The sequence below is a fragment of the Glutamicibacter sp. MOO4 genome (assembly GCF_056934395.1).
Window position 1 is genome coordinate 2,499,418 of the sequence record NZ_CM167800.1, and the last position, 25,438, is coordinate 2,524,855.

A 25,438-nucleotide genomic window follows, 5' to 3' on the forward strand; every position below is an offset into this window, starting at 1 on the left:
CAAAAGCAGGTGTCTGTTTGCGCCGGGAAAAACCAGCGAGCATGGATTCTAAGACAATAACTACCCATTAAGGATCCCGCACTCTTATGCCTCTGGCTCTGCTCGCTTTAGCTCTTGGCGCTTTCGCCATCGGAAGCACAGAATTTCTGACCAATGGACTGTTGTCATCGCTCTCGGGCGAATTCGACGTCACCATTGCGCAAGCCGGCATGGTCAGTACTGCTTACGCGTTGGGTCAGATGTGTGGACCAGTTCTGGCGCTGGCGTTGCTGCGTCTTCCAACAAAACGCACCCTGCTCATACTCATGGCGATCTTCACCGTGGGCAACTTCCTCGCCTCTTTAAGCCCGAGCTTCGGATTTTTGCTGGGCAGCCGTTTTGTCACCGCGTGGTCCCACACAGCGTTTTTCGGCGTTGCCTCCGTGGCCGCTTCCGGCTTAGTTCCAGCCAAAAAGCAGGGCAGCGCCATCGCGCTGGTATTCACCGGGTTGACCCTGTCGATGCTCTTGGGCATGCCCTTAGGCACGTTGATCGGTCAGGCCGCCGGCTGGCGAGCGTCCTTCATAGTAGTCACCATCATTAGCCTGATCAGTTTGGTGGGCCTGGCCTTGTTGTTGCCTGCCGATCGCAGTCTCGAACCGGTTAGCTACCGAAACAGTTTGCGCCCCTTCACGAATCCTCGCCTTTGGGTGGCTTTGAGCGCCACTGCGATCGGCTTCGGAGGACTATTCGCCTCATTTACCTTTATTGAACCGATGCTGACACAGGTTTCAGGGTTCAGCAGTGGCCAGGTGATTTGGCTATTGGGAATCTATGGCGCTGGATTGGTAGTGGGCAATTCGCTCTCAGGCAAAGCCGCAGACCGCGCATTGGTCCGCACCACGGTGGTCCTATTACTTTTGCTGGCTACGGTACTTGCTGTCTTGGCTTTTGGCGCCACCCATAAAACGGTGGTCATTCCGTCATTATTCTTGCTTGGTGCGTGCGGGTTTGGATTGCTCACTCCGTTGCAAACTTTTGTGCTGCGTTTTGCAGGATCAGACTCCCCTTTGGTCGGAACGGCCAACACCGCAGCATTGGGCGCAGGGATCATGCTCGGTTCATTGCTCGGCGGATTCATACTGGATTCCTCCGGCAGCTTCACGGCAATAAATCTGGCAGCCTCGGCCATGACCGTCCTTGGCTTGGTGGTGTACGTGGTTGCTGCCAGTACCTCTAGGCAGAAACCACGTACTGCTCACCTTGTTGGGCATCCGGCCGGCGACTAGGCGCGCAGCTCAACCACGTTGTGGCTCTGAGAATGGCTTTGCGTATGGTGATCTCCCAAGAGCTGCATTAGCTGCGCGGCAACACTCACCGCGATCACCGCAGGCTGTTTGCCGGTGACCTCAGGAATGCCAATGGGGCACTGGATCCGTGAGATCTCTTGTTCGCTGTGTCCACTGTCGCTCAGGTTTTTGCGAAAACGGGTCCATTTGGCTTTGGAACCAATCAACCCGATGGAACCCAGCGAAGGATGAGCTAACGCAGCGTCACTGAGGTGGAAGTCCTCTGCATGATCATGAGTCATGATCAGCACGTGACTTCCCTCCGGAAGAGTACTGAGCACCTGTTCACCCATGACCGCCACCTGAGCCTGAATTGAAGCAACACTGGGTTGCAGCAAGGAAGCGGCCTCGATCGCTTCAGGACGCGAGTCCGTGAGATACAGGTCAATCGGGTGGCGGGAGAGGATACGGGCCAGCTCCATGCCCACATGTCCCAACCCGAAAATCGCCACAGTTTTTGGTACCGGCAACGGTTCAAGCAAAAGCTTCACTTCCCCACCACAACATTGCCGACCATAGGTGGCCGGGGTCTTGTCATTAAGCCGCAGCTCCATGGTTTCCGGTCCCGTTACACCTTCACTGATCAGCTGACGGGCACGGGTGATGGCCGCCATTTCCAGGTTGCCACCACCGACCGTGCCAAAGGTTTTATCTTGGGAGATGACCATCTTGGCCCCCGCCTCGCGCGGGGCATGCCCACGCACTGAAGTGAGCGTCAACAAGACCGCGGCCCGGCGCTGGTTGCGCAAAGTGCTGACCGCATCAATCCACGATTCCACTGTTACTCACGCACCGAGTCGATAGCCCAGAACACCGCTTCGGGAGTTGCCGGGGACGCCAAGGTGACCGAGCTACCTTCCGGACCAAAAGCGGCAACCGCTTGGCGCAATGCTTCGCGCACCGAGAAGGCCAACATCAATGGCGGTTCACCAACCGCCTTGGAACCGTACACCACGCCTTCTTCATGCGCCTTATCCAGCAAGGCAACGTTGAAAACTTCGGGCATCTCGGAGAAGCTCGGGATCTTGTAGGTGCTGGCCGCTTGGGTTGCTACCCGTCCACGCCCTGGACCATCAGAGGTGTCCCAACGTAGATCTTCAAGGGTCAGCCAACCGGTGCCTTGAACAAACCCACCTTCGATTTGTCCTAGGTCAATCATGGGCGAGAGCGAATCTCCAACGTCATGCACAATATCGACTCGACGCAAGACGTAGGAACCATCAAAGCAGCTGACTTCTACCTCACTGGCTGCTACACCATAAGAGAAGTACTTAAACGGGCTGCCGGTCATGCGTGCCAGGTCCCAGTGCAGTCCCTCGGTGCGGTAGTACCCGGCAGCCGATAACTGGATGCGCTGCATATAGGCATCACGGACAACGTCATTCCATTCCAGCTCTTCGGTTTTGCCCAACGCGGTGATCTTGCCGTGGGCAAAACGAACATCTGCAGCTGGAACCCCAAACTTTCCGGCCGCCACGTGAGCCAGTCGAGCTTGGATCTGCTCACAAGCGTCCTTGACCGCACCACCGTTAAGGTCACTGCCGGAGCTGGCGGCGGTTGCCGAAGTATTGGGCACCTTGTCGGTACGTGTGGGAGCGATGCGCACGCTGGATAGCGGAACACCCAAACTGGTCGCGGCCACCTGCAGCATCTTGGTGTGCAGGCCTTGACCCATCTCGGTGCCACCGTGATTAACCAGCACCGATCCGTCTTTGTAAACCAGCACCAGTGCCCCACCTTGGTTAAAGGCAGTGAGGTTAAACGAGATACCGAACTTCACCGGGGTGATAGCCAGCGCTCTTTTGCTGTACGGATTATTGGCATTGAACTGGGCAATCTCAGCTTCACGCCCAGCTATATCTGCCGAATCAAGTACCTGCTGCCAGGCGGCATCAATACGTTCTGGATGACGCACCGGCTGGAAGTAGGGAGTGTCCTGGCCTTCGGTGTAAAAATTACGTCGGCGCAGTTCTCTGGCTTCGATACCAAGTTGCGGGGCGACCCGTCCCAAAATATCTTCCATGACCAGCATGCCTTGGGGCCCACCAAATCCACGGAATGCGGTCTGCGAGGTTTTGTGGCATTTAGCTACCCGCCCGGCAACCCGAATATTAGGGATCCAGTACGAGTTGTCGATATGGCACATGGCGCGGGTCAGCACTGGCTCTGACAGGTCCAGGCTCCACCCGCCATCAGCGGTGAGCTGCGCGTCTAAGGCAAGGATTCGGCCTTGGTCATCAAAACCGATTTTCCAGCTGGCATAGAAGCCATGACGTTTGCCGGTCATGGTCATATCCAAGGTGCGGTCCAACCGCACCCTCACCGGACGCCCAGTGAGTTTGGCGCCCAAAGCGGCTACCGCTGCATAACCGTGTGGCTGCATTTCCTTGCCACCAAAACCGCCGCCCATGCGCAGCACCTGCACGGAAATCTCGTGCGCTGGTATTCCAAGCACGTGCGAAACGATGTCTTGAGTTTCGGTGGGATGCTGGGTTGAGCAGTGAATCAGAATCTGTCCACTCTCATCAATCAGCGCCAACGAGTTCTGCGTTTCTAGGTAGAAGTGTTCCTGCCCAGCAAAGTCGAAGTCACCTTCAAACACGTGTGCTGCCTGTTCAAAACCTGCATCCCAATCGCCCTTTTGGATCACCGGCTGAATACCGTGGAAGCTACCGGCTTTGATGGCATCTTGCACGGTGATCAAGGATTCCAGCGGCTCATAGTCCACGGAAACTGCTTTGGCTCCGGCCTTGGCTGCTTCCAGATTTTCGCCGAGTACCCAAGCCACCGGTTGGCCATAAAACATGACCTCATCTACCGGCAGCAGTGGCTCATCGTGTTTGGCGCCTTGGTCATTAACTCCGGGAATATCCCCTGCAGTGATGACCTTGATAACGCCCGGGATATGCAGCGCTTCGCTGGTATCCAGGTTCAAGATTTTGGCGTGGGCCACGGTGGATTGCACTGGGTAGGCGTGTAATACTCCCGAAAGTCGGTGGGCCAGATCATCGGTGTACAGCGCGGTGCCCGTGACGTGGGCAGCGGCCGATTCATGGCGTTGACGCTGACCAACAATGGGCGCTTCGGGTCGTTGAGATAGCTGGCTCATTATTTCGCCTCCTTCATAGGGGCTTGCACCGCTAGTTGTTGGGCGTAGAAACGTTCAAGCGACGAGGCAAGCATCGCTTTGCGATACTTGGCGCTGGCCCGATGATCATCCATCGGTGTGCCTTCTTCAGCCATCACGGCGGCAGCTTCACGAATCGTGGTGATATTCCAAGCCTTGCCTTCCAGCATGGCTTCGGTGGCCACCGCACGGAGCGGGGTTGCGGCCACACCGCCCAAACCAATACGTGCTGTGCTGATCACTCCGTCCACCACGTTCAGTGCGTAGCCCACGGCAACTGAGGAGATATCGTCAAAGCGTCGTTTGGAAATTTTCTGGAAACTGGTGTGTGTAGCCAGCGGCAGCGGAATGCGGATCGCGGTAATCAGCTCGCCTGCACTACGCACGGTCTGTCGGTAGCCGGTGAAGTACTGGGCTAGCTCCACCACTCGTTGACCTTGCACGCTGGTCAAAACTAATTGCGCTTCCAAGGCCAGTAAGGCCGGTGGTGTGTCACCAATGGGCGAGCCGGTGCCAAGATTTCCGCCAATGGTGGCCGAGTTTCTAATCAATCTGGACGCAAACTGTCCAAAGAGCTGACCCAACAACGGCACGCGGCCAGCCAGGTGCCGTTCCACCTCGCTCAAGGTCAGGCTTGCACCAATTTCAAGAAAGTCATCCTCCCAACGAATTTGACGCAATTCTTCCAACCGGTCAATCGCCACCACACTGCGAGCGCGAGCGCCTTTAATATTGACCTCAACACCCCAGTCGGTACTGCCAGCCACGACGGTGGATTGCGGTTCATCGGCCAAGATCTGTAACGCTTCGCTCAGTGAGGCTGGGCGGCGGAAGCGTCCAAGTTCACCGGTGGGAGTATCGGCGGTGTACAGGTCGGTGGCTACCGGTGCCGGTGCGCTGTTGGATTGGCGGGCTGCTAACGGATCATCTGCTGCAGGCTCCCCCAGGGCGTAAGCGGCGTCGCGAATGGGGCGGTAGCCGGTGCAACGACACAGGTTCCCAGATAGTGCGTGCAGGTCAAAACCGTTGGGTCCGCATTCATGGTCTGGCTTCGCTGTGCCCTGCGCCGAACGCTCTGGACGGTAGTACTCAGCTGCCATCGAGCAGATGAAGCCGGGTGTGCAGTAACCGCACTGCGACCCTCCACGCTCAGCCATCTCTTCTTGGACCGGGTGCAGGTTTTCAACCGAACCCAAGCCTTCAGAGGTGATCACTTCTTGACCGTCTAGGGCCGCGGCTGGAACTAGACAGGCGTTCACCGAGGTCCAACGGCTGCCGTCGGCATCGGTGCGTGCCACCAAAATGGCGCACGCACCGCACTCGCCTTCAGCGCAGCCTTCCTTGCTGCCAACCAAACCTTGGTTGCGCAAAAAATCTAGTGCGTTGCTGTGTGGCGGACCATTGAAGTCCAGTGGGTTGCCGTTGACCGTGATCTGGCAATCGGTTTGTAGTGAATTTTCGGCACTCATGCCGTTAACACCTCCTGCACCCAGCTAAATGGGTGCACCATGAATGAAATGGATACTGTGCGGGACGTACCGCGGTTAGTGTCCGTGCGCGATCTGGCCCTTGGACCAGGCGGTGGTTTCACCCATGGGTTGTTTCTCCTTCAACTGCGTACTGGACTCAAATATAACCCGGATCACATCACCCAAGCAGGAGCGTGAGCGGTCCTCGGGCAAAGTAGATCAGGAATCCGAAGGCCACGACCCACATCAGTGGATGCACCTTCTTGTGGCGCCCTGCTGCAGTATTGACCACAACCCAGGCGATGAACCCAGCACCAATTCCGTTGGCAATTGAATAGGTCAACGGCATGGTGATCAGGGTCAGGAATGCTGGCATGGCTGAAGAGAACCGCTTAAAGTTGATCTCTCGGATCTGCGCGCACATCATGGTTCCTACCAAGACCAGCGCTGCGGCGGCCACTTCCATGGGCACCACCGAGGTGAGCGGTGTGAAGAACATGGAGCCAAGGAACAATACTCCGGTGATTAACGAAGCCAGTCCGGTCCTTGCGCCTTCGCCAATGCCGGCGGCCGAATCAACGTACACCGTATTGGACGAACTAGATCCAGCACCACCAGCAACCGCTCCCAAACCTTCGATCACAAAGGCTGCCTTGAGCCGTGGGAACGTGCCGTCCTTGCTGGCTAGTCCGGCGTTTTTGGCCAAACCCGTCATCGTACCCATGGCGTCAAAGAAGTTCGTGAAGACCAGGGTGAAGACCAGCATGGTGGCTGCCAACACTCCGATTCGGCTGAAGGAGCCGAGCAAGTCAAAGTTCCCGGCCAATGACAGATCTGGCAGCGAGACAATATTGCCCTGAAGTATGGGCATGTTCAGATGCCAGCCGTGCAGATTGCTATCGCTGCTCGGTCCGATCTTAAAGACCTGTTCAGCAATGACCGCCAGCACCGTAGAGATGATGATGCCAATCAGGATCCCGCCCTGTACTCCGCGGGCTACCAGCGCCCCCATGATCAGCAGTCCGAGGACAAAGATCATGGTCGGTATCGAAACAATTGATCCACCCTCCCCTAGCTGCACCGGAGGTCCGGCCGGGGTGCGGGTGACAAACCCGGAATCTACAAAGCCAATGAAGGTGATAAACAGTCCGATACCTACGGTGATGGCAGCCTTCAGGTCCTTGGGGATGGCCCGGAAAATCGCAGTACGGATACCGGTCATTCCAAAGATGACAATCAATACACCGTTGATCACTACCAGTCCCATGGCCTCCGGCCAGGTGACATCTTGGACCACCGAAACGGCCAGGAAGGAATTCATCCCCAGCCCGGCGGCCAGTGAGAAAGGAAGGTTGGCGACCATGCCAAACAGGATGGTCATCACCCCAGCGGTCAGCGAGGTCATCGCTCCCACCTGGGCTGCCGGCAACCAGTTTCCTGCCATGTCAAGCGGTGCTGCATCGTTGCTGAATCCACCAAGGATCAGCGGGTTGAGGATGACGATATAGGCCATCGTAAAGAAGGTCACCAACCCGCCGCGAACCTCGCGGGCGAGGGTGGATCCACGGCCGGTGATGTTAAAGAAGGAATCGAGAATCTTCTTTGGTCCGCTTGGTTTTGGTGCGGACGCGACAGGGGCTTGCTGACGACTGAGCGTTGTCATGACCGGCGCCTAGTAATCGGTGCGGGATTCCAAGGAGTCCCAAGCCTGGAAAGGCTTGAGATATTGAACTGATTCGTGCTCGAAGTGCTGCACCGGCATTAGCGAGCGGTTTGATTGCTGTTCGAAATATTCGTAGAAGACTGCGTCATCAAAGCCTGCTTTTGCAGCATCGTGACGGTCAGCGGCGAAGTACACCTTGCCGATGCGTGCCCACAACGAGGTGGCCAAGCACATGGGGCAAGGTTCGCAGCTGGTGTAGAGAACACAGCCGCTCAAGTCGAACGTTTCTAGTGCTGCGGCCGCGGTGCGGATGGCAACTACCTCGGCGTGCGCCGATGGGTCGTTGGTTGCGGTAACGCGGTTGACTCCTTCGAAGACCTGTCCGTCTGCCGTGACCACTACGGCGCCGAAGGGGCCGCCTGCATTGTTCACGTTCTGGGTGGCAAGGTCGATGGCCATCGAAAGATAGTCCTGGCCAGTGGTATTAACGCTCATCGCGTGTCTCCTCATGCTTTCGTCAAGCACGACGCATCACGAGGTAACCCACCACGACCCGACCGTACTTGGCTGCTGAAATTTATCAGTTGCACGCCCGGTAGATAGCGACCCATTAATGGGTGCCCGCCATAGACACGTATGAGAGTATCAGTGTGATCTGGGGCTCGCAATCTTTTTGAGATTGTTTTTTCACATTATGAATAATTCGCCGTTTTTTGCGTTTCCAACGGATTACCAAACTCTATCGGCCCAAAATTGCGGTCGGTGAGATTAAGTTCCCTTCGGTGCAACACCCACCGCACGTAAGTGAAATACCGGTTTGTCATGCTCTAAGCATCAGTCATCTGCGAAGGGATAAACCGCCGTGAGTTCACAAGTCGACCCAGGTACGCAACTGCGCACCTCCAGCGCACCATCCCTTGATATCAGCCCTGGACGCTGGATCAACAACTGGACCCCTGAAGATGCCACGTTCTGGAACGGTGTTGGTCAAACGACCGCCGGCCGTAACCTCAAATGGTCCATCTTCGCCGAGTTCCTTGGCTTTAGCATCTGGCAGCTTTTTGCCATCGTGGTTGTCTACCTGCCAACGGCAGGATTCACCTACAGCACCTCCCAGCTCTTCTGGCTCATCTCCATGCCAAGCCTGGTCGGCGCCACCCTGCGCATCCCGTACACCTTCATGGTTGCTCGCTTCGGCGGACGCAACTGGACCATCGTTTCGGCCCTGCTGCTGCTGATCCCCGCGGTGGGACTCTCTTTCGCCCTGGCCAACACCTCCACCCCATTCGGCGTCATGCTGCTGCTAGCGGCGCTGACCGGTTTTGGTGGCGGCAATTTCGCCTCCTCGATGGCTAACATCACCCACTTCTACCCAGCAGCACAAAAGGGTTGGGCACTGGGCCTGAACGCTGCCGGTGGCAACCTCGGTGCCGCGGTAGCTCAGCTGTTGGTACCCATCGCCATCACCGTTTTTGCAGCCGGATCCCTGCAGTTGCCACTAGCTGGTGTCATCTGGATTCCGTTGATCCTCATCTCCGCTTATGGCGCATGGCGCTACATGCACAATCTGACTTCAGCTAAGTCAGATGTTCGTGGAGCGATTGCCTGCCTGAAGGAAAAGCACCTGTGGATCATTTCCTGCCTGTACGTGGGAACCTTCGGCTCCTTCATCGGGTTCGCTGCGGTTTTCCCTAAGCTGATCGTTGATACCTTCCCGGCCTTCTCTCACCTGCCACTGGGCACCGCAACCATTACCTTGGCGTTCCTGGGCCCACTGGTCGGTTCGCTCTCCCGCCCTTATGGTGGCAAGCTGGCTGACCGCATTGGTGGAGCAAAGGTCACCGTGGCCGCCCTGGCCACCATGGCTCTGATTACCGCACTGGTTGTGGTGACCTTGCCACTGGCGAACTTCTGGCTATTCCTTGTATTGTTCTTGATGCTCTTCGCCTCCACGGGTATCGGTAACGGTTCCACCTACCGCATGATCCCCGCAGTATTTGCCCTCGGTGTCGGCTCCAAGGGTGCCGAAGCATCACGCAAGTCGGCAGCTGCCCTGGGCCTGATCTCAGCCATTGGCGCCTACGGTGGATTCCTGATTCCGCAGGCCCTGGGACTATCGATGTCCAACGCCGGTTCCTACACCCCAGCGTTTATCGTCTTCATCGTGGCCTACCTCGGGCTGATGCTGATGACTTGGTTCAACTACGCTCGTCGCGGGACCCGTTTCGCCCAGCATGGAGTCTAAAATGGCCGACACCCACTGCCCCTACTGCGCACTGCAGTGCGGCATCACCCTCGAAGGCACCGGCGCGCAAACCTCGTTGCGTGGCCGGGACTTCGAGACCAATGGTGGCGCACTGTGCCGCAAAGGATTCAGCGCCGCTAAATTGCTAGAGCACCCGCAACGCATCACCAACCCGATGCAACGCCAAGCCGATGGTAGTTTTGCGCCGGTGGATTGGGATACCGCACTGGATTTGATTGCCCACAAGGCATTAGAAATCCGGGCCGAGTCTGGCGCAGACGCAGTGGCAATGTTTGGTTCAGGCTCACTGACCAATGAAAAGGCCTACCAGTTGGGCAAGTTTGCCCGGCTGGCCCTAGGCACCTCACGGATCGACTACAACGGCCGGTTCTGCATGTCCTCGGCAGCTGCGGGAACCAACAAGGCTTTTGGCTTGGACCGCGGTCTTCCTTTCCCCTTGGCCGATCTTGATAACGCGGCCATGATCTTGATGCTCGGCTCCAACGTAGCCGACACCATGCCACCCTTTGTCCGCCACCTGGAAACGGTGCGGGGACGCGGTGGCCTGATTGTGGTGGATCCGCGCCGTTCGGCCACCGCAAAGCTGGCCGATGAAGGCGCCGGCTGGCACCTGCAGCCCACCCCATCAAGTGACCTAGCGTTGCTTTTGGGCCTAGCTCATGTGGTGCTTACCGAGTCCTTGGCCGATACCCACTACCTGGCAGAGCGCACCGTCGGCTTAGACTCACTGCGTTCTTCGGTAGCCAGCTGGTGGCCGGAGCGCACCGCCAAAGTTACCGGTATTCCAGCCGATCAAATCCGTCGCACCGCTCGCGCCTTGGCCGCTGCGGCCAAGAGTGCCAAAAACGGTGGCAACCCGGTTTACATTCTTACCGGACGCGGCATTGAACAGCATGCCAACGGTACCGATACCGTCACCGCAGCCATCAACCTTGCACTGCTCTTGGGCCTGCCAGGAACACTGGCGGGCGGCTACGGCACCATCACCGGTCAGGGCAATGGACAGGGCGGACGCGAACACGGCCAAAAGTGCGACCAGCTGCCTGGCTACCGCAAAATTTCTGACCCGGAACACCGCGCCCACGTGGCCAAGGTCTGGGGCGTTGACCCAGAGATCATTCCCGGTCCAGGGATCCCAGCCGTTGAACTTCTGAACACTTTGGGTACCAAGTCCGGGGCACGTATGCTCATGGTTCACGGTGCCAACCCGGTCATTTCCGCACCGGATGCCAACCAGATTTTTGCCGCCCTACGCCGCCTAGACTTCTTGGTGGTCAGCGATTTCTTCTTCTCCGAAACTGCCGCCGAGGCGGATCTGGTCCTGCCGGTGTTGCAGTGGGCTGAAGAAGAAGGCACGATGACCAATCTAGAGGGCCGCATCCTTCGCCGCCGCGCCGCGATGCCAGCCCCCGGCCAAGCCAAAAGCGAATTGTGGATCTTCTCCCAACTGGCCCAACGCCTCAATGCCCCAGGCACTTTCTCCCCCAATGCTTCTGAGGTCTTCGACGAGCTAAAGCTTGCCAGCGCCGGCGGCATTGCCGACTACTCCGGAGTGAACTGGGAGGACGTGGATCAGGGTGCAGCCATCTACTGGCCTTGCCCCGAAGGCAGTGAAATCAGTACCAAGACCGGCGAGCGCAACGGCACCCCGAGGTTGTTCCTCGACCGCTTTGCGCACAGTGATGGCAAGGCACAGATCATCGCCGTCTACGCACCTAACCAGCTGCCAAACAAGCAGATTTCCTTGGTGACCGGTCGCCTGCTGGAGCACTACCAGTCAGGGGCGCAGACCCGTCGAGTTGATGAGCTGGCTACCGCCGCACCTGAGACAGCCCTGGAAATCCACCCGAGCACTGCCCTGGCCCACCAGATCAGTGACGGGCAAATGGTCAAGGTTTCCAACCAGCGTGGCACCAGCATTGCCCGTGCAAAGCTGAGCACGGATATGCGTCTGGACACGGTGTTCCTGCCCTTCCACTTCCCGAATACCGGCACCGCCAACCTACTGACCGATCCAAGTGTGGATCCATTCAGCAAGATGCCCGAGTTTAAACATGCCCATGTGTCTCTGAACCCGATTAAAGGGGAATCATGAAGCGTCCTGAACAGATTGTCATCATCGGCTTCGGTCCGGTAGCAGCCTCACTGATCGAAGGGCTGCTGCCCTCGGTCACCGCTGGCGACTGCGAACTGACCGTCATCAGCGCCGAAAAGCACCTGGCCTATAACCGTGTGCTTCTGGCCGAACTAGCTGTCGGGGCTGCAGAACTTGAGCACCTGCTCATGGTGGATGCCGCACGTCTTGATGCCGCTGGAGTGAACGTTTTGCTTGGCGCTCAGGCCACCGGTGTTGACCGTGCACGCCGCCGGGTGCTGGTCCGCGATCACGAACCGGTGTCCTATGACCGTCTGGTCTTTGCTACCGGCGCTAGGGCAATGATCCCGTCACTGAATGGACTGAACTTTGACCCGCACGCCGATACCGCGTTGCCTGACGGAGTCTTCGCTTTACGCACCGTGGATGATGCCCAAAAGCTGCAACATTCACTGAGCATCGGCGGACGAATCTTGATCCTCGGTGGCGGAATCCTCGGCATCGAAGCTGCCCTAGCCATTGCCGCCAGCGGAGGCAAGCCCGTACTGGTTCACCACGGGGCCGCTCCCCTAGGCCGAGTTGTCGATGGTGACGGCGGAGCATTGCTCACCCGCTGTCTCAAAGACGCCGGCGTTGAAGTGATCTCTGAAGTTAAAGCCACCGGTATCAGCAAAGATGAACATGGATTTGCCGCTCTTTCCACCTCCACCCATGGAGAGATCCTCGGCGGTGCGCTGCTGATTTCCACCGGTGTTCGCGCACGCACCGAACTGGCCGAAGGTTGTGGCCTGGCGGTAGGACGCGGAATCAAAACCAACCAATTCCTCTGCGCCGATACCGAACAGCGCATCTACGCTTTGGGTGACTGCGCCGAAGTGGACGGCCAAGCCCCTGTCGGCCTGTTGGCTCCGGGCTGGGCCCAAGCCAGCTGGCTTGCCCAGCACCTATCCACACCTACCGAAGTTCCGGCCCCAGATTTTTCTGCCTCTGATGTGTTGATGCTCAAAGGTCAAGGTATTGAGGTGGCCGCCGCCGGAGATGTCAGCGCTGGCTTCTGGGATAAACCTGAACTACAGGCCACCGTATTTGCTGACCCATCGGCCGGACGTTATCTCAAAGTGGTCACTCGCGATGGTGTGGTGACTGGTTTCCTTTCCATCGGACTGCCACAGACTAGCGCCGAGCTGGTCTTGGCTTATGAGCGCGGAAATCAATTGCCTGTTGATCGCTCAACGCTTCTGCGCCTGGATGATCCTGCCGCTTTGGACTTGAGCTCCGTAGTTCCTAGCGATGAAGATCAGTTGTGCCGTTGTTCGGGAGCTACCTACGGGCAGGTTACCCATGCAGTAGGTGAAGGTTGCACCACTGTCGCGCAGGTTGGTGACTCTTGCCGTGCTGGCACCGGTTGCGGTGGCTGCAAATCCAAGATTGAGGAACTACTCAAGAAGGCTCCCGCGCTGGCCTAAACCCGCTCGCGGTTGGGCGCGTAAAACATAGACAAATGAGCTCACGTACGTCGTCACTATCCATTGACGACCAGCGTGAATTCTCTGTGCCTGGAATCAATACCACCGAATCAGTACTTTCTACGCAACCAAAACGCAGGGACCGAAGTCCCTGCGTTCCTTTTTTGCTATGTCGTTGTTGGCTGGTGGTTTGTGATTCCTGGGTGCGACGTTTATTTGGTCTTCTCCAGCCACAGCTGGCCGGCGACCTCAACCAGTTCATGCATTTGAAGTGCCGGTGAATCCGCGTTCAAACATGAGCCGGTATCCAAACGGTAAACCTCTTTGTGCAGCGGGCAAGCAACCGTTGCCACAGACTGACCATCAACCATGGTGCCACCCAGAATTCCGCGAGCCATCACCTTGGCGCCGGTGGTCGGGCAGTGGTGTGAAGCAGCGTAAAAAGAATTGGATTCGGTGCGGAAGAGTGCCAGCTGAGCACCATCAAGCAAGAGGGCTTCGCCCCAGCCTGCTTCAAGTTCTTCGCTACGGCATACCGGCGCGAAGCTGACTGACTTCTCTAGGGTTTCTTCGGCAAATTGCGTGCTCATGAACCTGTTCCTCTACTAGTGGACGTTCGCTGTTATACCGAGCATAGAAGTCTCATGTTTCGCTCAACTCCGTGAGCGGTTGCTAGGTCGTAAACCCTGACTAACATTCACAATTGGCAGAGTGAGACCGCAAAATTACCGTCATTTCCACGTTTTTGATCTGTCGCGGCCTGCCCAAGTAAGGCGATCATCAGTGCAATGAGTCCACGATGTTTCATGAGTTTCACTGCCCCAAAATCTGTTGGGGAAGAAAGTTACATCGACCGAAACACAAGAGAAATTGGACTGCAAAAACGACTTTCTACAGTAGAGCTATCAGCCTGAAACTCCTCGTTTCCAAGCGAAAGTCGAATTTGATCATGGGTACAACGAACATCGCACGCCGCGTCCTAGTAATTGGTGGCGGACCGGCAGCACACCGTTTCACGGAGTCGCTGTCCAGTCGCGCACCACAGAATCTAAACATCACGGTGCTGACCGAAGAAGTCCACCTACCTTATGATCGAGTTGCTCTCTCCAAGGCACTAACCGACCGCACTGTTGATCTCACCCTGGGTGATACCACTTTGTGGGAAGCAGAGCACGTCACTTTGGAGACCAGCGCTAAAGCGGTAGCCATCGATAGTGACCAGCGCATCGTCACCACCGAAGACGGTCGCACCTTCGGCTACGACGAGCTTGTACTTGCCACCGGCTCCGACGCCACCGCACTGAAAATCCCAGGCAACGAGCACAGTTTTGTATACCGCACCCTAGAAGATGTTTGGTCTATCGCGGAAAAGATCGAGGAACTCAAAACTACCCTTGGCCGTACTCCAGTAGTAGCCACCGTTGGTGGCGGTCTGCTCGGCTTGGAAGCTGCCGCCGGCGCACAGGCTTTAGGTGCCGAAGCGCTAGTTATTGATAGTGGTAACTGGTTGATGCGCTCCCAGCTCGATGAAGGTGCCGGTCAGGCGATGGGCCGATTGATCAAGGAAACCGGCTTCACCGTGCACGGCGGGTTCCGCCCTAAGGAAATCATCACCCACGACGGCGCGGTCACCGGCGTCCTGCTCACCAACGATAAAGTTATCGACGCAGATATGGTCATCGCTTCCATCGGTGTCTCCCCGCGTGATGAGCTGGCCCGCACCTACAACAAGACCCTCGACCAGGCCGGCAGCAAAGCTCGCCGCTTCGGCATGGGCCCACGTGGCGGTGTGGTCATCGCCCCGAACTGCTCCACCGGAATCCCAAACATCTGGGCCATCGGTGAATTAGCCAACTTCGACGGAATGTGCGTCGGTCTGGTCGCTCCGGCCAACTCCATGGCTGAAATTGTTGCCGAACAGCTATCCGGCGGCCACGCAGAATTCCCTGGCTTTGATACCGCCACCAAGCTCAAGCTCTCCGGGGTAGACGTCGCCAGCTTCGGTGATGCTTTTGCCCAATCCGAAGGTGCACTGGAAGTTGTTTACGCTGACGCACCGCGCGGCCTCTACCAAAAACTTGTTGTTTCAGCCGACGCAAAGACCTTGCTCGGTGGCATCTTTGTTGGAGACGCGACCCCGTACCAGTCCTTGCGTCCCATGCTTGGCCGTGAACTTGCTGCCGAACCCGGTGCTTACCTGAGCGCAATTGGCGGAGAAGCACCGGAAGGTGAACTGCCCGATGACGCGGTGATGTGTTCTTGCAACAATGTTTTGGTTGGAGACATCCGCGACGCAGTCTCCGGTTGTGGCAGCTGTGAGGGCAAGGATCCAGTCACCACGGTGGCTGGCCTGAAGGCTTGCACCCGTGCCGGAACTCAGTGTGGTTCGTGTGTCCCGATGATCAAAAAGCTGATGGAATCCCAGATGAAGAAGGACGGAGCCGAGGTTTCCACGGCTCTGTGCGAACACATCTCCTTCTCCCGCCCAGAACTCTTCGAAGCCATCCGCGTTGCCGGTGCGGCCACCTTCGCTGAAGTGATGGAACGCTTCGGCACCGGGCCAGGTTGCGATATCTGTAAGCCGGCCATCGCCAACATCCTCTCCTCGCAGACCTCGGTACACCCCATGGATGCAGGTCTAGCCGGCGCCCAGGATACCAACGACCGCGCACTGGCCAATATGCAAAAGGATGGCACCTACTCGGTAGTCCCACGTATTCCAGGTGGTGAAATCACTCCAGAGAAGCTCGCAGTGATTGCCGCGGTGGCACAGAAATATGGTCTGTACACCAAGCTCACCGGTGGCCTACGTATCGACATGTTTGGTGCCCGACTCGACCAGTTGCCTGAAATTTGGCGTGAACTGGTGGACGCCGGATTTGAGTCCGGTCAGGCCTACGGCAAGTCCCTACGCAATGTGAAAACCTGCGTCGGTTCCTCCTGGTGCCGTTACGGCATGCTCGACTCGGTGGCCATGGGCATCGAAATGGAACTGCGCTACCGCGGGCTGCGTGCCCCACACAAGTTCAAGATGGGCGTCTCAGGTTGTGCCCGCGAATGTGCCGAGGCTCGGGCCAAGGACATTGGCGTGATCGCCACCGCCGAAGGTTGGAACCTCTACGTTGGCGGTAATGGTGGAGCCAACCCGGCCCACGCTCAGCTGCTGGCCGGTGGCCTAGATGACGCCACCCTGCTCAAATACATCGACCGCTACCTGATGTACTACATCCGCACCGCAGACAAGCTGCAGCGTACCGCGCACTGGTTGCAGGATCTGGATGGCGGCCTGGATCGTGTGAAGCAGGTAGTGATCGACGATTCCCTGGGTCTGGCCGAAGAGATGGAAGCGGCCATGGAACGCCACGTTGCCAACTACGAGGATGAGTGGGCCGCTACCCTGGCTGACCCAGTCAAGCTCAAGCGCTTCCGTTCCTTCGTGAACACCGCAGAGCCGGATACCGACTTGGCCTACGTTCCAGAGCGTGGCCAGAAGCGTCCGGCCGAGCCGGTGGCGTTAGGCATCCACATCCCGGTCGGAGCGCCCCAACACTAAGCGGACGTAATCCACCCGTGCTCGTAGCGTCGAAACGTTACCAGCGCGGGTGGATTTGTGCGCGCAGCTTTGCATCGTAGAGATCTCGAACCGCAGTGTTGAATTCAGTTGAGATCTGGAGTGAACCGGCAGCGGCATTGCCGCGTGCCTGCTGCGGATTGCGGGCCCCTGGAATGATGGTGCTGATCCCCTCTTGGGCTGCCAACCAGGCCAACGCAACCTGCGCGCTGGTGGATTCTGGGAATTCTGCTTTAGCTAACTCTGCGAACTCGCCGGCGGCCTGTACACCGGTGGCATAGTCAACGCCTGAGAAGGTCTCGCCCACGTCAAAGGCCGAACCGTCGCGGTTGTAGTTTCGGTGATCGTCCTGGGCAAATTCGGTATTCAGGGTGTAGCGATTGGTCAGCAGACCGCTGGCCAATGGAACCCGAGCAATGATTCCTACTCCAGCTTCGCGTGCAGCTGGCAGGACAACTTCGAGAGGCTTATGGCGGAAGGCGTTGATAATGATCTGCACCGTCGCGATGTTTGGCCGGGCAATAGCTGCCAGTGCTTCATCCACGGTTTCTACCGAAACGCCGTAGTTTTTCATGCGTCCTTCATCAACCATCGTATCCAACGCGTCGTAGATGGCATCGGTGGAATACACCGGAGTCGGAGGGCAGTGAAGTTGCACCAGATCTAGGGTGTCCACTCCAAGATTTTTACGCGAACGGTCATTCCACGCGCGGAAGGCGTCAAGGTTGTAGTTTTCCGGAATCTGCTCAACTCGGCGACCCATCTTGGTGGCCACCGTGATGCCAGCTTCTGGGTTGGCTTTGAGCCACTTACCGATCGTCTCTTCACTGCGTCCGTCGCCGTAGACATCCGCAGTGTCAAAGAAGGTCACGCCAGCTTCATAAGCAGCGTCTAATACTGCCAAGGCGTCGGCTTCATCGACCGAGCCCCAGTCAGCTCCTAGTTGCCACGTGCCGAGGCCAATGACGGAGACCTTGCGATTGCTGCGTGAGAGTTCACTATATTTCATAGGTTTGAGTCTATGGTGCATGAGCAAATAACGATACTGACGGCGGTGTTTCAACCAATCACCTTATGCTCCATTCGATAGAATATTGATTGTCATCACTACTCTGAGGAGATCATGTTTCCCGCAATTTTAACGCTCATCTGCGCCTTCATTGGTCTGATTGCCATCCTTGTTGGCAAGTCAATGAAGCCCGAGAATAAAAACCGCACTTCCACTCGGTTCACCGGCTTCGGCATATTCTTTGTCTCGCTGATCATTCTCGCTTTTATGTGTACCACCATCGTTCAGCCACGAACCGTGGGTGTGAAGGTCGCACTGGGCAAGCCGACCTCGGTCGTAAGCAACGGCTTCCACCTGAAGTGGCCTTGGGAAAAGGTCGAGAAGCTGGACGGGTCGGTCCAAAACGATGTCTACTCCGCGGATAGCGGCATTCCAGTTCGCTTGGGAAACAACGGTCGCGCCAACGTTGATGCCTCGATTCAGTGGCAGTTGAAAACCGATGACGCGATGGATGTGTTCTTGGATTACCGCACCTTTGAAGGTATTCAGTCCAACCTTGTTGATCGAAACTTCCGCGCCACCTTGAACGAAGTGATGGCCTCCTATGACCCGCTGGCTTACACCGAACCGTCCAAGGGTGGACAGGATCTTGAGGGGCTTGCTAAGTCCGTTCAAGAAAAGATGCAGGCCAAGGTCAAGACACAGATTGAGATTCGCTCGGTAACCCTGCCAATCATCAACTTTGATGAGCCAACGCAGAACCGCATCAATGAGCTGCAATCTGAAGCCGCCAAAACGCGTGTTGCTGAACAACGCAAGCAGACCAGCACGGCTGAAGCAGAGGCGAACAAGATCTTAGAACGGTCCTTGACTCCAGAGACGCTGACTTCTAAATGTTTGGATATCGTTGCTGAATCCAACCAGAGTCCTATTGGTTGCTTCCCTAATTCGGGAGTTCAGCCCATCACCATGACTGGTAATGAGAAGACGAAGTAGTTTCGCCTAGATACAACAATCGCCGCAACATGTGTTGCGGCGATTGTTGTATCTATACGCTATGGCTTTAGCCTTGCGGCATGGGCCGGTCACCGGCCTGGCCGGGCTGTTCGGTAATAACCTGAACTTCAAGACCCTGATGGTCAAAGAGCTTGCCATCAATAAGGCGGTCACCGTCCTCGAGTCCGGCAAGCTGGTACTTGTAGACCGAACGCGTGGAGGCTTCTTCTTTGCCCCAGGATAGTTCGTTGAAGATGATGTTCAGCAGTACCGCCATGATGGTGGCTGAAGAAATGCTGGACTGGAAGATGGTGCCCACCCACGTTGGGAACGCAGCATAGAAGTCAGGCTTCACCATAGGGATGCAGCCAAAGGCCAGTGAGGTCGCGATGATCAGCATGTTCATGTTGTCGTCTTTGACCTTGGCCAAGGTGCGAATACCAGCCGCTGCCACCGAGCCAAAGAGCACGATGCCTGCGCCGCCGAGCACCGGTTGCGGTACCGAGGCGATGACGCGTCCAAGCACCGGCAGCAAGCCCAGAACCACCAGAATGCCACCGCCAGCTGCAACCACAAAGCGGCTCTTCACACCGGTGATTGCTACCAGTCCCACATTCTGCGCGAAGGCCGACTGGGTGAAGGTGTTGAACACTGGCGCGACGGTCGAGGAAAGCATATCGGCGCGCAGGCCATTGGCGATACGACGGGCATCAATCTTGGATCCCGTCACCTCAGCAACCGCGAGCATGTCCGCCGTGGTTTCGGTATAGGTCACCAAGATGACGATCATCATGGAAATAATGGCACTGATTTCAAAGACTGGGGCGCCAAAAGCGAATGGCGTTGGTACCGCAAAAATGTCACCGGTAAGTACCTGAGAGAAGTCAGCCATGCCCATAAAAACGGCCACAACCGTACCCAAGACAATGGAGAGCAGAATCGACAAACGCGAGAGTGCCGCAACCCCGGACTTGGATAGCGCCAGCAAGATAAGCAGCGTAATAACGGCCAGGGTGATGTTTTTCATCGACCCGTAGTTATCCCCTGCGGTCGATCCACCCATGGCCCAATCGGCCGTCACTGGGAAGAGCGAAACTCCAATAATGGTGATCACCACGCCGGTAACCACCGGCGGGAAGAACCGCAAGAGCTTGGCGAAGAACGGGGCAATCACAATGCCAATGGCACCGGCCGCAAGCACCGCACCAAAGACCGCGGGCATGCCACCTCCACCGTTCATGATGGCGATCATTGTGGCCACACCGGAGAACGAGGTGCCCTGAACCAGCGGCAGCTGAGCTCCGAAGAACGGAATGCCTAGGGTCTGCAAGATGGTAGCCAGACCACCAACAAACAGGCAGCACGCGACCAGCACACCCATCTGGGCGGTATCCATTCCTGCGGCTCCACCCATCACCAGTGGCGGGGCAATGATGCCGCCGTACATGGTCAACACGTGTTGGAAGCCGTAAGCCACCGTGCGACCGGGGCTCAGGCGTTCATCTTCGGGTCTTGTACTCAGTGCAGGTTGGCGACTGGCAGCACTCATGGGGTTGTTCCTCTTCGGTTCGCTGCGGTAGCTGATGCTTTTAATTCTCGCCCATCACCACCGTCGGCCTATGGACCTGAGGTTTTACGAGTCCAATGTTGCGCCCGGCTGTTGGGTATGTTCGACGAAACGCACCATCATTGCTTTAAAACCTGGAGTGTTGGATTCGCGGGCCACCAAATCACGATGTACCAGCGCATTGGCTTCTGGATAGTAGGCGGCCACACAGCCTTTAGCCGTTGGGTACGAGACCAATCGGAAACGGTTGGCCCTTCGCTCGGTGCCTGCAAAGGTGGAAATCACGTCAACCAGCTCACGGTCGGCAAAACCGGATTCTGCCAGATCCTCTGGGTTGATCAAGATGACACGACGACCGTCTTTGATGCCACGGTAACGGTCATCAAGTCCGTAGAACGTGGTGTTGTACTGGTCGTGACTGCGCATGGTCTGCAAGATCAGGTGACCGGCAGGAGCTTCCAACGCTTCAAAAGGTGAGACGGTGAAGCGGCCCTTGCCGATATCCGTGGCGAAAGAACGCGTATCGCGTGGCGGGTTGGGCAACACAAAGCCATTCTTTTCGCGTACCCGGCGGTTGAAGTCCTCAAATCCTGGCAGCACCTTTTCAATGTGGTCGCGGATGACGTCATAGTCCTCGGCCATGGCACGCCAGTCAATGGGGTGCTCGTCGCCCAGAATCGCTTGGGCCATACGCGCCACAATCACTGGTTCGGCCAGAAGATGATCAGAGACTGGGCTGAGCCGTCCTTGGGTTGATTTGATAACCGACATCGAGTCTTCCACCGAAAGGAACTGTGCACCGCCCGGGTGCTTATTGTCCTTATCGGTGCGTCCCAAGGTGGGCAGGATCAGGGAGGTCTTGCCGTGCACCACATGTGAGCGGTTTGGTTTAGTGGAAATATGCACGGTGAGCTTGGCCCGTTGCATGCCCGCTTCTAGCGCGGCTGTATCGGAGTTGGCTAAGGCAAAGTTTCCGCCCATGGAGACAAAAACATCAACCTCGTCTTTTTCAAAGGCGTGCAGGGCTTCGGTGGAATCGTAACCATGCGCGCGTGGTGAGGTGATGCCAAATTCTTTATCAATGGAAGCCAACAGCTTTTCGGTGGGCTTCTCCCAAATGCCCATGGTGCGGTCTCCCTGAACATTGGAGTGACCGCGTACCGGGCAGGCCCCAGCGCCGGGCTTGCCAAAGTTGCCCTGGAGCAACAAGAGGTTGATGATTTCCTTCAGCGTTGGCACCGAGTGTGGCTGCTGGGTCAATCCCAGCGCCCAGCAGATGATAGTTGCTTTGGACTTGATCAGCAGTCCGGCGATTTCGGTGATTTCCGCACGGGTGAGACCGGTGGCCTCTTCGGTGGCATCCCAGTCCAAGGTTGCGCGCGCTTCACGGTAGGCCTCAAAACCATCAGTGGATTCGGCAATGAACTGGTGATCCGCCACGGTGCCGGGGTTCTTGGCTTCTTCTTCAAGCAACAGGTGTCCGAAGGCTTGGAACAGTGCCAAGTCTCCGCCCACCTTGATCTGCAGGAAGTCGCTGGCTACCGGGTCTGGACTACCGAGCATGCCCTTTACGGTCTGCGGGTCTTTGAATCCAAAGAATCCAGCCTCAGGCAGTGGGTTGACCGCAACAACTCGTGCTCCTCGCTTGCGAGCATCGGAGAGCGCCGAGAGCATCCGTGGGTGGTTGGTGCCGGGGTTTTGACCCACTACAAAAATCAGTTCGGTGCGCTCAAAGTCTTCAAGGCTGACCGTGCCCTTGCCGATACCGATGGTTGGGTTCAATGCGGTGCCCGAGGATTCGTGGCACATGTTTGAGCAGTCCGGCAGGTTGTTGGTGCCCAAGCTGCGCGCCAGCAACTGGTACATAAACGCGGTCTCGTTGGCGGTACGACCGGAGGTGTAAAAAACGCAGCGTTCAGGGGTGGAATCATGCACGTGCTGTGCAATGGTTTCAAAAGCGTCGCCCCAGCTGATTGGCTGGTAGTGGCTTTCACCTTCACGAATGATCATGGGCTGGGTGATGCGGCCTTGTGAACCCAACCAGTATTCGGTCTTGTCCTGCAGTACCGAAATTGGGTGCTGCGCGAACCACTCAGGGGTGACGGTGCGGGAGCTGGCTTCTTCAGCGATCGCCTTGGCACCGTTTTCGCAGAACTCTGCGGACTTACGACGTGCGGTAATGGATTCAGGCCAGGCGCAACCCGGGCAGTCGAATCCGCCATGCTGGTTAACTCGCAACATCGCATGCAGCGTTCGGCTAGGGCCTGCCTGGCTGAATCCGCGCTCCATGGATACCATGACAGCCTTCAGACCGGCCGCCGCGTGGGCTGGTTCGCTGACTTTCAGATCATCTTCGTTGATGTCTTTTTTAGGTGCCGAACGATGCATGAGGCTCTCCTCTGGTTGTGTAACCTGGTCCTGATATCCAGCTCACATATTACTAGGCTACGCCTCGATCACTCGATGCGCATGTGTATAAATGTTCACGCTGGTATTGCGCGAAAATGCTGCCAGCGTCAGACCTGTTTCCTCAGCTAGATCTACTGCCAAGGACGAGGGAGCACTAACTGCGGTGAGCAGCCCGATTCCTGCCATCGCAGCCTTCTGAACCAGCTCAAAGGACGCCCGCCCGGAAACCTGCAGTACCGCGTCATTTAGTGGCAACATCCCTTGGCGCAGGGCCGCGCCAATCACCTTATCCACCGCATTATGCCGTCCCACATCTTCACGCAGAATTAGCAATTCCCCGGCAGTAGTAAACAGTCCGGCGGCATGTACTCCGCCGGTGGAAGAGAAGAGTTGCTGGGATTCACGTAGCGTATCGGGTAGGTCCAGCAAGGTGTTGACATCAATGATCCCGCTGCGATCAGCCAGCTTAAATCCGGCCTTTTTTCGCACTTCATCAATGGAATTAGTTCCGCAGATTCCGCAGGCAGAGCTGGTCACCACATTGCGGGCCGCCCCTAGATCCGGCGGCGTAGCTCCTGCACCTAGCTGCACCTCAATGACGTTGAAAGTCTGATTACCTTCCTCGTCGGTGCCCGCGCAGTAGCGCATGGAAACAAGTTGTTCTGCTTCGCGAATGATGCCTTCACCCACCAAGAAACCGGCGACCATATCAAAGTCGTCTCCGGGGGTGCGCATGGAGGTGGTGTAGGAGGTGTGCCCAAAACGAATTTCCAGCGGCTCTTCGCCCGCCAGTTTCTCCTCGCGGGTACGCCAGCCGCCCTCACGGGTTGCACGAATAACTCGACGGCGAACGATCTTTCGACCCATGCTCTGCTCCTACACTGCTAGTTCACTGCTCCGAGTCTTCCACCGTGGTCGTAGACTGAGCAAATGCCCTCACCAAGTGAAGAATTTTTGGCCCTCTACGACGCGCAGCTACGAACCGACGCAGAGACACCCAGTGCGCTGTCCGTGACCATGCTCGGTGAACTGCGCTTGGTCACCTTCGCCAACGGGCGCGGGTTCATTACCTATCCGCACATCACCGACCAGGCACCGCAGTCTTTGGCCGAACTAGTGCCTGCTGCGCTGGAACACTTCACCCAACAACCTGAGATCCGGACGGTGGAATTCAAAACTCGCGGTCATGACCATGCGCCGGGTTTGGCTCAGCGCTTGGAAGAGCTGGGCTTTGTTGCTGAACCGACCGAGTCAATCATGATCGGTTTAATGCAAACTCTGATCAGTGATCAGCCCACGCCCGAAGGTGTGGAAGTCCGGCAGGTAACCACTCCGGCCGAGATTGAACAAATGTGTCGCATGGTTGATCAGGCTTTTGGCGAACCCTATGACCCAGCCACCACCGATGCGTTGATCTCTCGTTCAGCCACAAAGGATGGCATGGAACTGTGGGTTGCGATCATCGATGGGCGCATGGTGGGTGCAGGACGTTTGGAGCCGGTGGTGGGTACCGAATTTGCTGGTCTATGGGGTGGCGGCATTTTACCCGAGTACCGCGGCCGCGGAATCTACCGCGCGCTCACCGACGCTCGGGCACGCAGCGCCTTGTCCCACGGCTTGCGCTACGTCCATAGTGACTCCACCGAATACTCGCGCCCCATTTTGGAAAGCCGGGGCCTGCTCAAAGTTTCCACCACCACGCCATACGTTTGGAATCGCGAAGTGTAGTTAGTTGCGCGCCAGCTATTTGTGAGCTGGTGCGATCACCGCAAATTCGGCGTCACCCCGATCACTGAGCATGGCGGTGCGCCCAAAGTACGAATCATGCGGTGCGTTCACCACTTGTCCACCCAGGCTTGTACAGAGCTGCGCTACTTGATCTGCGTCATCTACCGCGAAGTAGGTTCGCCAGCCCTCGGTAGAGTCTTGGCCGCTGATGTCATAGAGTCCTGCGGCCGCATCGGCTCCTTGGCCCAGGGTGTAGTAACGGAAGTCGGGAGAATCAACGACCTGGTTTAGATCCCACCCCAAGGCTTCGCGGTAAAACCGGCAGGCGGTTTCAAAGTGTTTGGTATGCAGCTCATTCCAGATGCGGTGACCGTGAATTTTCCGTGCCGGATAGTTAGTCGGGTCAAAGGACTGCCAAAGTCCCACTCCGATACCTGCGGGATCCCCAATTAGGGCCACGGTCCCCTGACCGGGCATGGCCACAGGTTTCAGATAACGCTGACCGCCATGTAAATGGGCGGCAAAGACGGCCGCATGAATATCGGCCACATTCAGATACGTGGTCCACGCATCCGGGGCCGCCGAATCTTGGTCGTTGAGCACAAGGCCGGTGACCGGTTGATCATCCAACGTGACTGGAAGGTATCCGTCACTGCGAGTTTGCGGATCATCGTGAATTTTCCATCCAAAGAGTTCCGAGTAAAACTCGATGGCACCATCAATATCGCTGGTGAGTAAATCCAC

Annotated in this window: 18 protein-coding genes; 7 read left to right on the top strand and 11 right to left on the bottom strand. The window is 57.1% G+C overall.

Annotated features, from left to right (window positions below):
- Positions 1–86: 86 nt before the first annotated feature.
- Positions 87–1,268, top strand: a complete 1,182-nt coding sequence (locus tag AC1Z3F_RS11700; protein ID WP_483565774.1) for an MFS transporter — start codon at positions 87–89, stop codon at positions 1,266–1,268.
- Here the strand turns inward: AC1Z3F_RS11700 and xdhC are convergent.
- The 5 genes from xdhC to AC1Z3F_RS11725 all read right to left on the bottom strand — a co-directional run bounded on the left by xdhC (position 1,265) and on the right by AC1Z3F_RS11725 (position 8,082).
- The gene (gene xdhC, locus AC1Z3F_RS11705) at positions 1,265–2,107 is read right to left on the bottom strand and encodes a xanthine dehydrogenase accessory protein XdhC (protein ID WP_131089258.1); all 843 of its coding nucleotides are present in this window, start codon (positions 2,105–2,107) and stop codon (positions 1,265–1,267) included. The two genes, AC1Z3F_RS11700 and xdhC, sit on opposite strands and share 4 nt — an antisense overlap.
- 2 nt (positions 2,108–2,109) lie before the next feature.
- Entirely contained in the window at positions 2,110–4,437 is a 2,328-nt protein-coding gene (gene xdhB, locus AC1Z3F_RS11710; protein ID WP_262199256.1) for a xanthine dehydrogenase molybdopterin binding subunit, read from the bottom strand.
- Positions 4,437–5,924: a xanthine dehydrogenase small subunit gene (locus AC1Z3F_RS11715; protein WP_483565775.1), complete on the bottom strand. Its 1,488-nt coding sequence runs from the start codon at positions 5,922–5,924 to the stop codon at positions 4,437–4,439. The genes xdhB and AC1Z3F_RS11715 overlap by 1 nt, the downstream gene beginning before the upstream one ends.
- 178 nt (positions 5,925–6,102) lie before the next feature.
- The gene (locus tag AC1Z3F_RS11720) at positions 6,103–7,587 is read right to left on the bottom strand and encodes an NCS2 family permease (RefSeq protein WP_483565776.1); all 1,485 of its coding nucleotides are present in this window, start codon (positions 7,585–7,587) and stop codon (positions 6,103–6,105) included.
- A 9-nt stretch (positions 7,588–7,596) separates the two neighbouring features.
- Entirely contained in the window at positions 7,597–8,082 is a 486-nt protein-coding gene (locus tag AC1Z3F_RS11725; RefSeq protein ID WP_262199253.1) for a nucleoside deaminase, read from the bottom strand.
- Positions 8,083–8,449: 367 nt separating this feature from the next.
- Between AC1Z3F_RS11725 and AC1Z3F_RS11730 the strand changes: the two genes are divergently transcribed.
- Genes AC1Z3F_RS11730 through AC1Z3F_RS11740 form a run of 3 tightly spaced genes read left to right on the top strand, consistent with a single transcriptional unit; the run spans position 8,450 to position 13,414 of the window.
- Complete coding sequence (locus AC1Z3F_RS11730; protein ID WP_483565777.1) at positions 8,450–9,832, top strand: MFS transporter; 1,383 nt, start codon at positions 8,450–8,452, stop codon at positions 9,830–9,832.
- 1 nt (position 9,833) lies between these two features.
- Complete coding sequence (locus AC1Z3F_RS11735; RefSeq protein WP_483565778.1) at positions 9,834–11,948, top strand: molybdopterin oxidoreductase family protein; 2,115 nt, start codon at positions 9,834–9,836, stop codon at positions 11,946–11,948.
- The gene (locus AC1Z3F_RS11740) at positions 11,945–13,414 is read left to right on the top strand and encodes an FAD-dependent oxidoreductase (RefSeq protein ID WP_483565779.1); all 1,470 of its coding nucleotides are present in this window, start codon (positions 11,945–11,947) and stop codon (positions 13,412–13,414) included. Before AC1Z3F_RS11735 ends, AC1Z3F_RS11740 begins: the two co-directional genes overlap by 4 nt.
- Positions 13,415–13,626: 212 nt before the next feature.
- Here the strand turns inward: AC1Z3F_RS11740 and nirD are convergent, their stop codons facing one another.
- Positions 13,627–14,004, bottom strand: coding sequence for a nitrite reductase small subunit NirD (gene nirD, locus AC1Z3F_RS11745; RefSeq protein WP_131089266.1), 378 nt, complete (start codon positions 14,002–14,004; stop codon positions 13,627–13,629).
- 359 nt (positions 14,005–14,363) lie between these two features.
- Here nirD and nirB point away from each other — a divergent pair, with 359 nt between their 5' ends.
- Positions 14,364–16,967 carry a nitrite reductase large subunit NirB gene (nirB, locus tag AC1Z3F_RS11750; protein WP_483565780.1) on the top strand — a complete coding sequence of 868 codons (2,604 nt, stop codon included), beginning with the start codon at positions 14,364–14,366 and terminating at the stop codon, positions 16,965–16,967.
- A 37-nt stretch (positions 16,968–17,004) separates the two neighbouring features.
- Here nirB and AC1Z3F_RS11755 read toward each other — a convergent pair whose 3' ends face one another.
- Positions 17,005–17,994, bottom strand: coding sequence for an aldo/keto reductase (locus AC1Z3F_RS11755; RefSeq protein WP_483565781.1), 990 nt, complete (start codon positions 17,992–17,994; stop codon positions 17,005–17,007).
- Positions 17,995–18,108: 114 nt separating this feature from the next.
- Between AC1Z3F_RS11755 and AC1Z3F_RS11760 the strand changes: the two genes are divergently transcribed.
- Positions 18,109–18,990, top strand: a complete 882-nt coding sequence (locus AC1Z3F_RS11760; RefSeq protein ID WP_483565782.1) for an SPFH domain-containing protein — start codon at positions 18,109–18,111, stop codon at positions 18,988–18,990.
- Between the two features lie 67 nt (positions 18,991–19,057).
- Here the strand turns inward: AC1Z3F_RS11760 and AC1Z3F_RS11765 are convergent, their stop codons facing one another.
- The 3 genes from AC1Z3F_RS11765 to fdhD form a co-directional block, all read right to left on the bottom strand.
- The gene (locus AC1Z3F_RS11765; protein WP_483565783.1) at positions 19,058–20,539 is read right to left on the bottom strand and encodes a nucleobase:cation symporter-2 family protein; all 1,482 of its coding nucleotides are present in this window, start codon (positions 20,537–20,539) and stop codon (positions 19,058–19,060) included.
- An 84-nt stretch (positions 20,540–20,623) separates the two neighbouring features.
- Complete coding sequence (locus AC1Z3F_RS11770; protein ID WP_483565784.1) at positions 20,624–22,945, bottom strand: FdhF/YdeP family oxidoreductase; 2,322 nt, start codon at positions 22,943–22,945, stop codon at positions 20,624–20,626.
- A 57-nt stretch (positions 22,946–23,002) separates the two neighbouring features.
- Entirely contained in the window at positions 23,003–23,833 is an 831-nt protein-coding gene (fdhD, locus tag AC1Z3F_RS11775; protein WP_483565785.1) for a formate dehydrogenase accessory sulfurtransferase FdhD, read from the bottom strand.
- 63 nt (positions 23,834–23,896) lie between these two features.
- On the opposite strand from fdhD, the gene AC1Z3F_RS11780 reads away from it, so the two are divergent.
- The gene (locus tag AC1Z3F_RS11780) at positions 23,897–24,694 is read left to right on the top strand and encodes a GNAT family N-acetyltransferase (RefSeq protein ID WP_483565786.1); all 798 of its coding nucleotides are present in this window, start codon (positions 23,897–23,899) and stop codon (positions 24,692–24,694) included.
- Between the two features lie 15 nt (positions 24,695–24,709).
- Here AC1Z3F_RS11780 and AC1Z3F_RS11785 read toward each other — a convergent pair whose 3' ends face one another.
- Positions 24,710–25,438 carry a VOC family protein gene (locus tag AC1Z3F_RS11785; protein WP_483565787.1) on the bottom strand — a complete coding sequence of 243 codons (729 nt, stop codon included), beginning with the start codon at positions 25,436–25,438 and terminating at the stop codon, positions 24,710–24,712.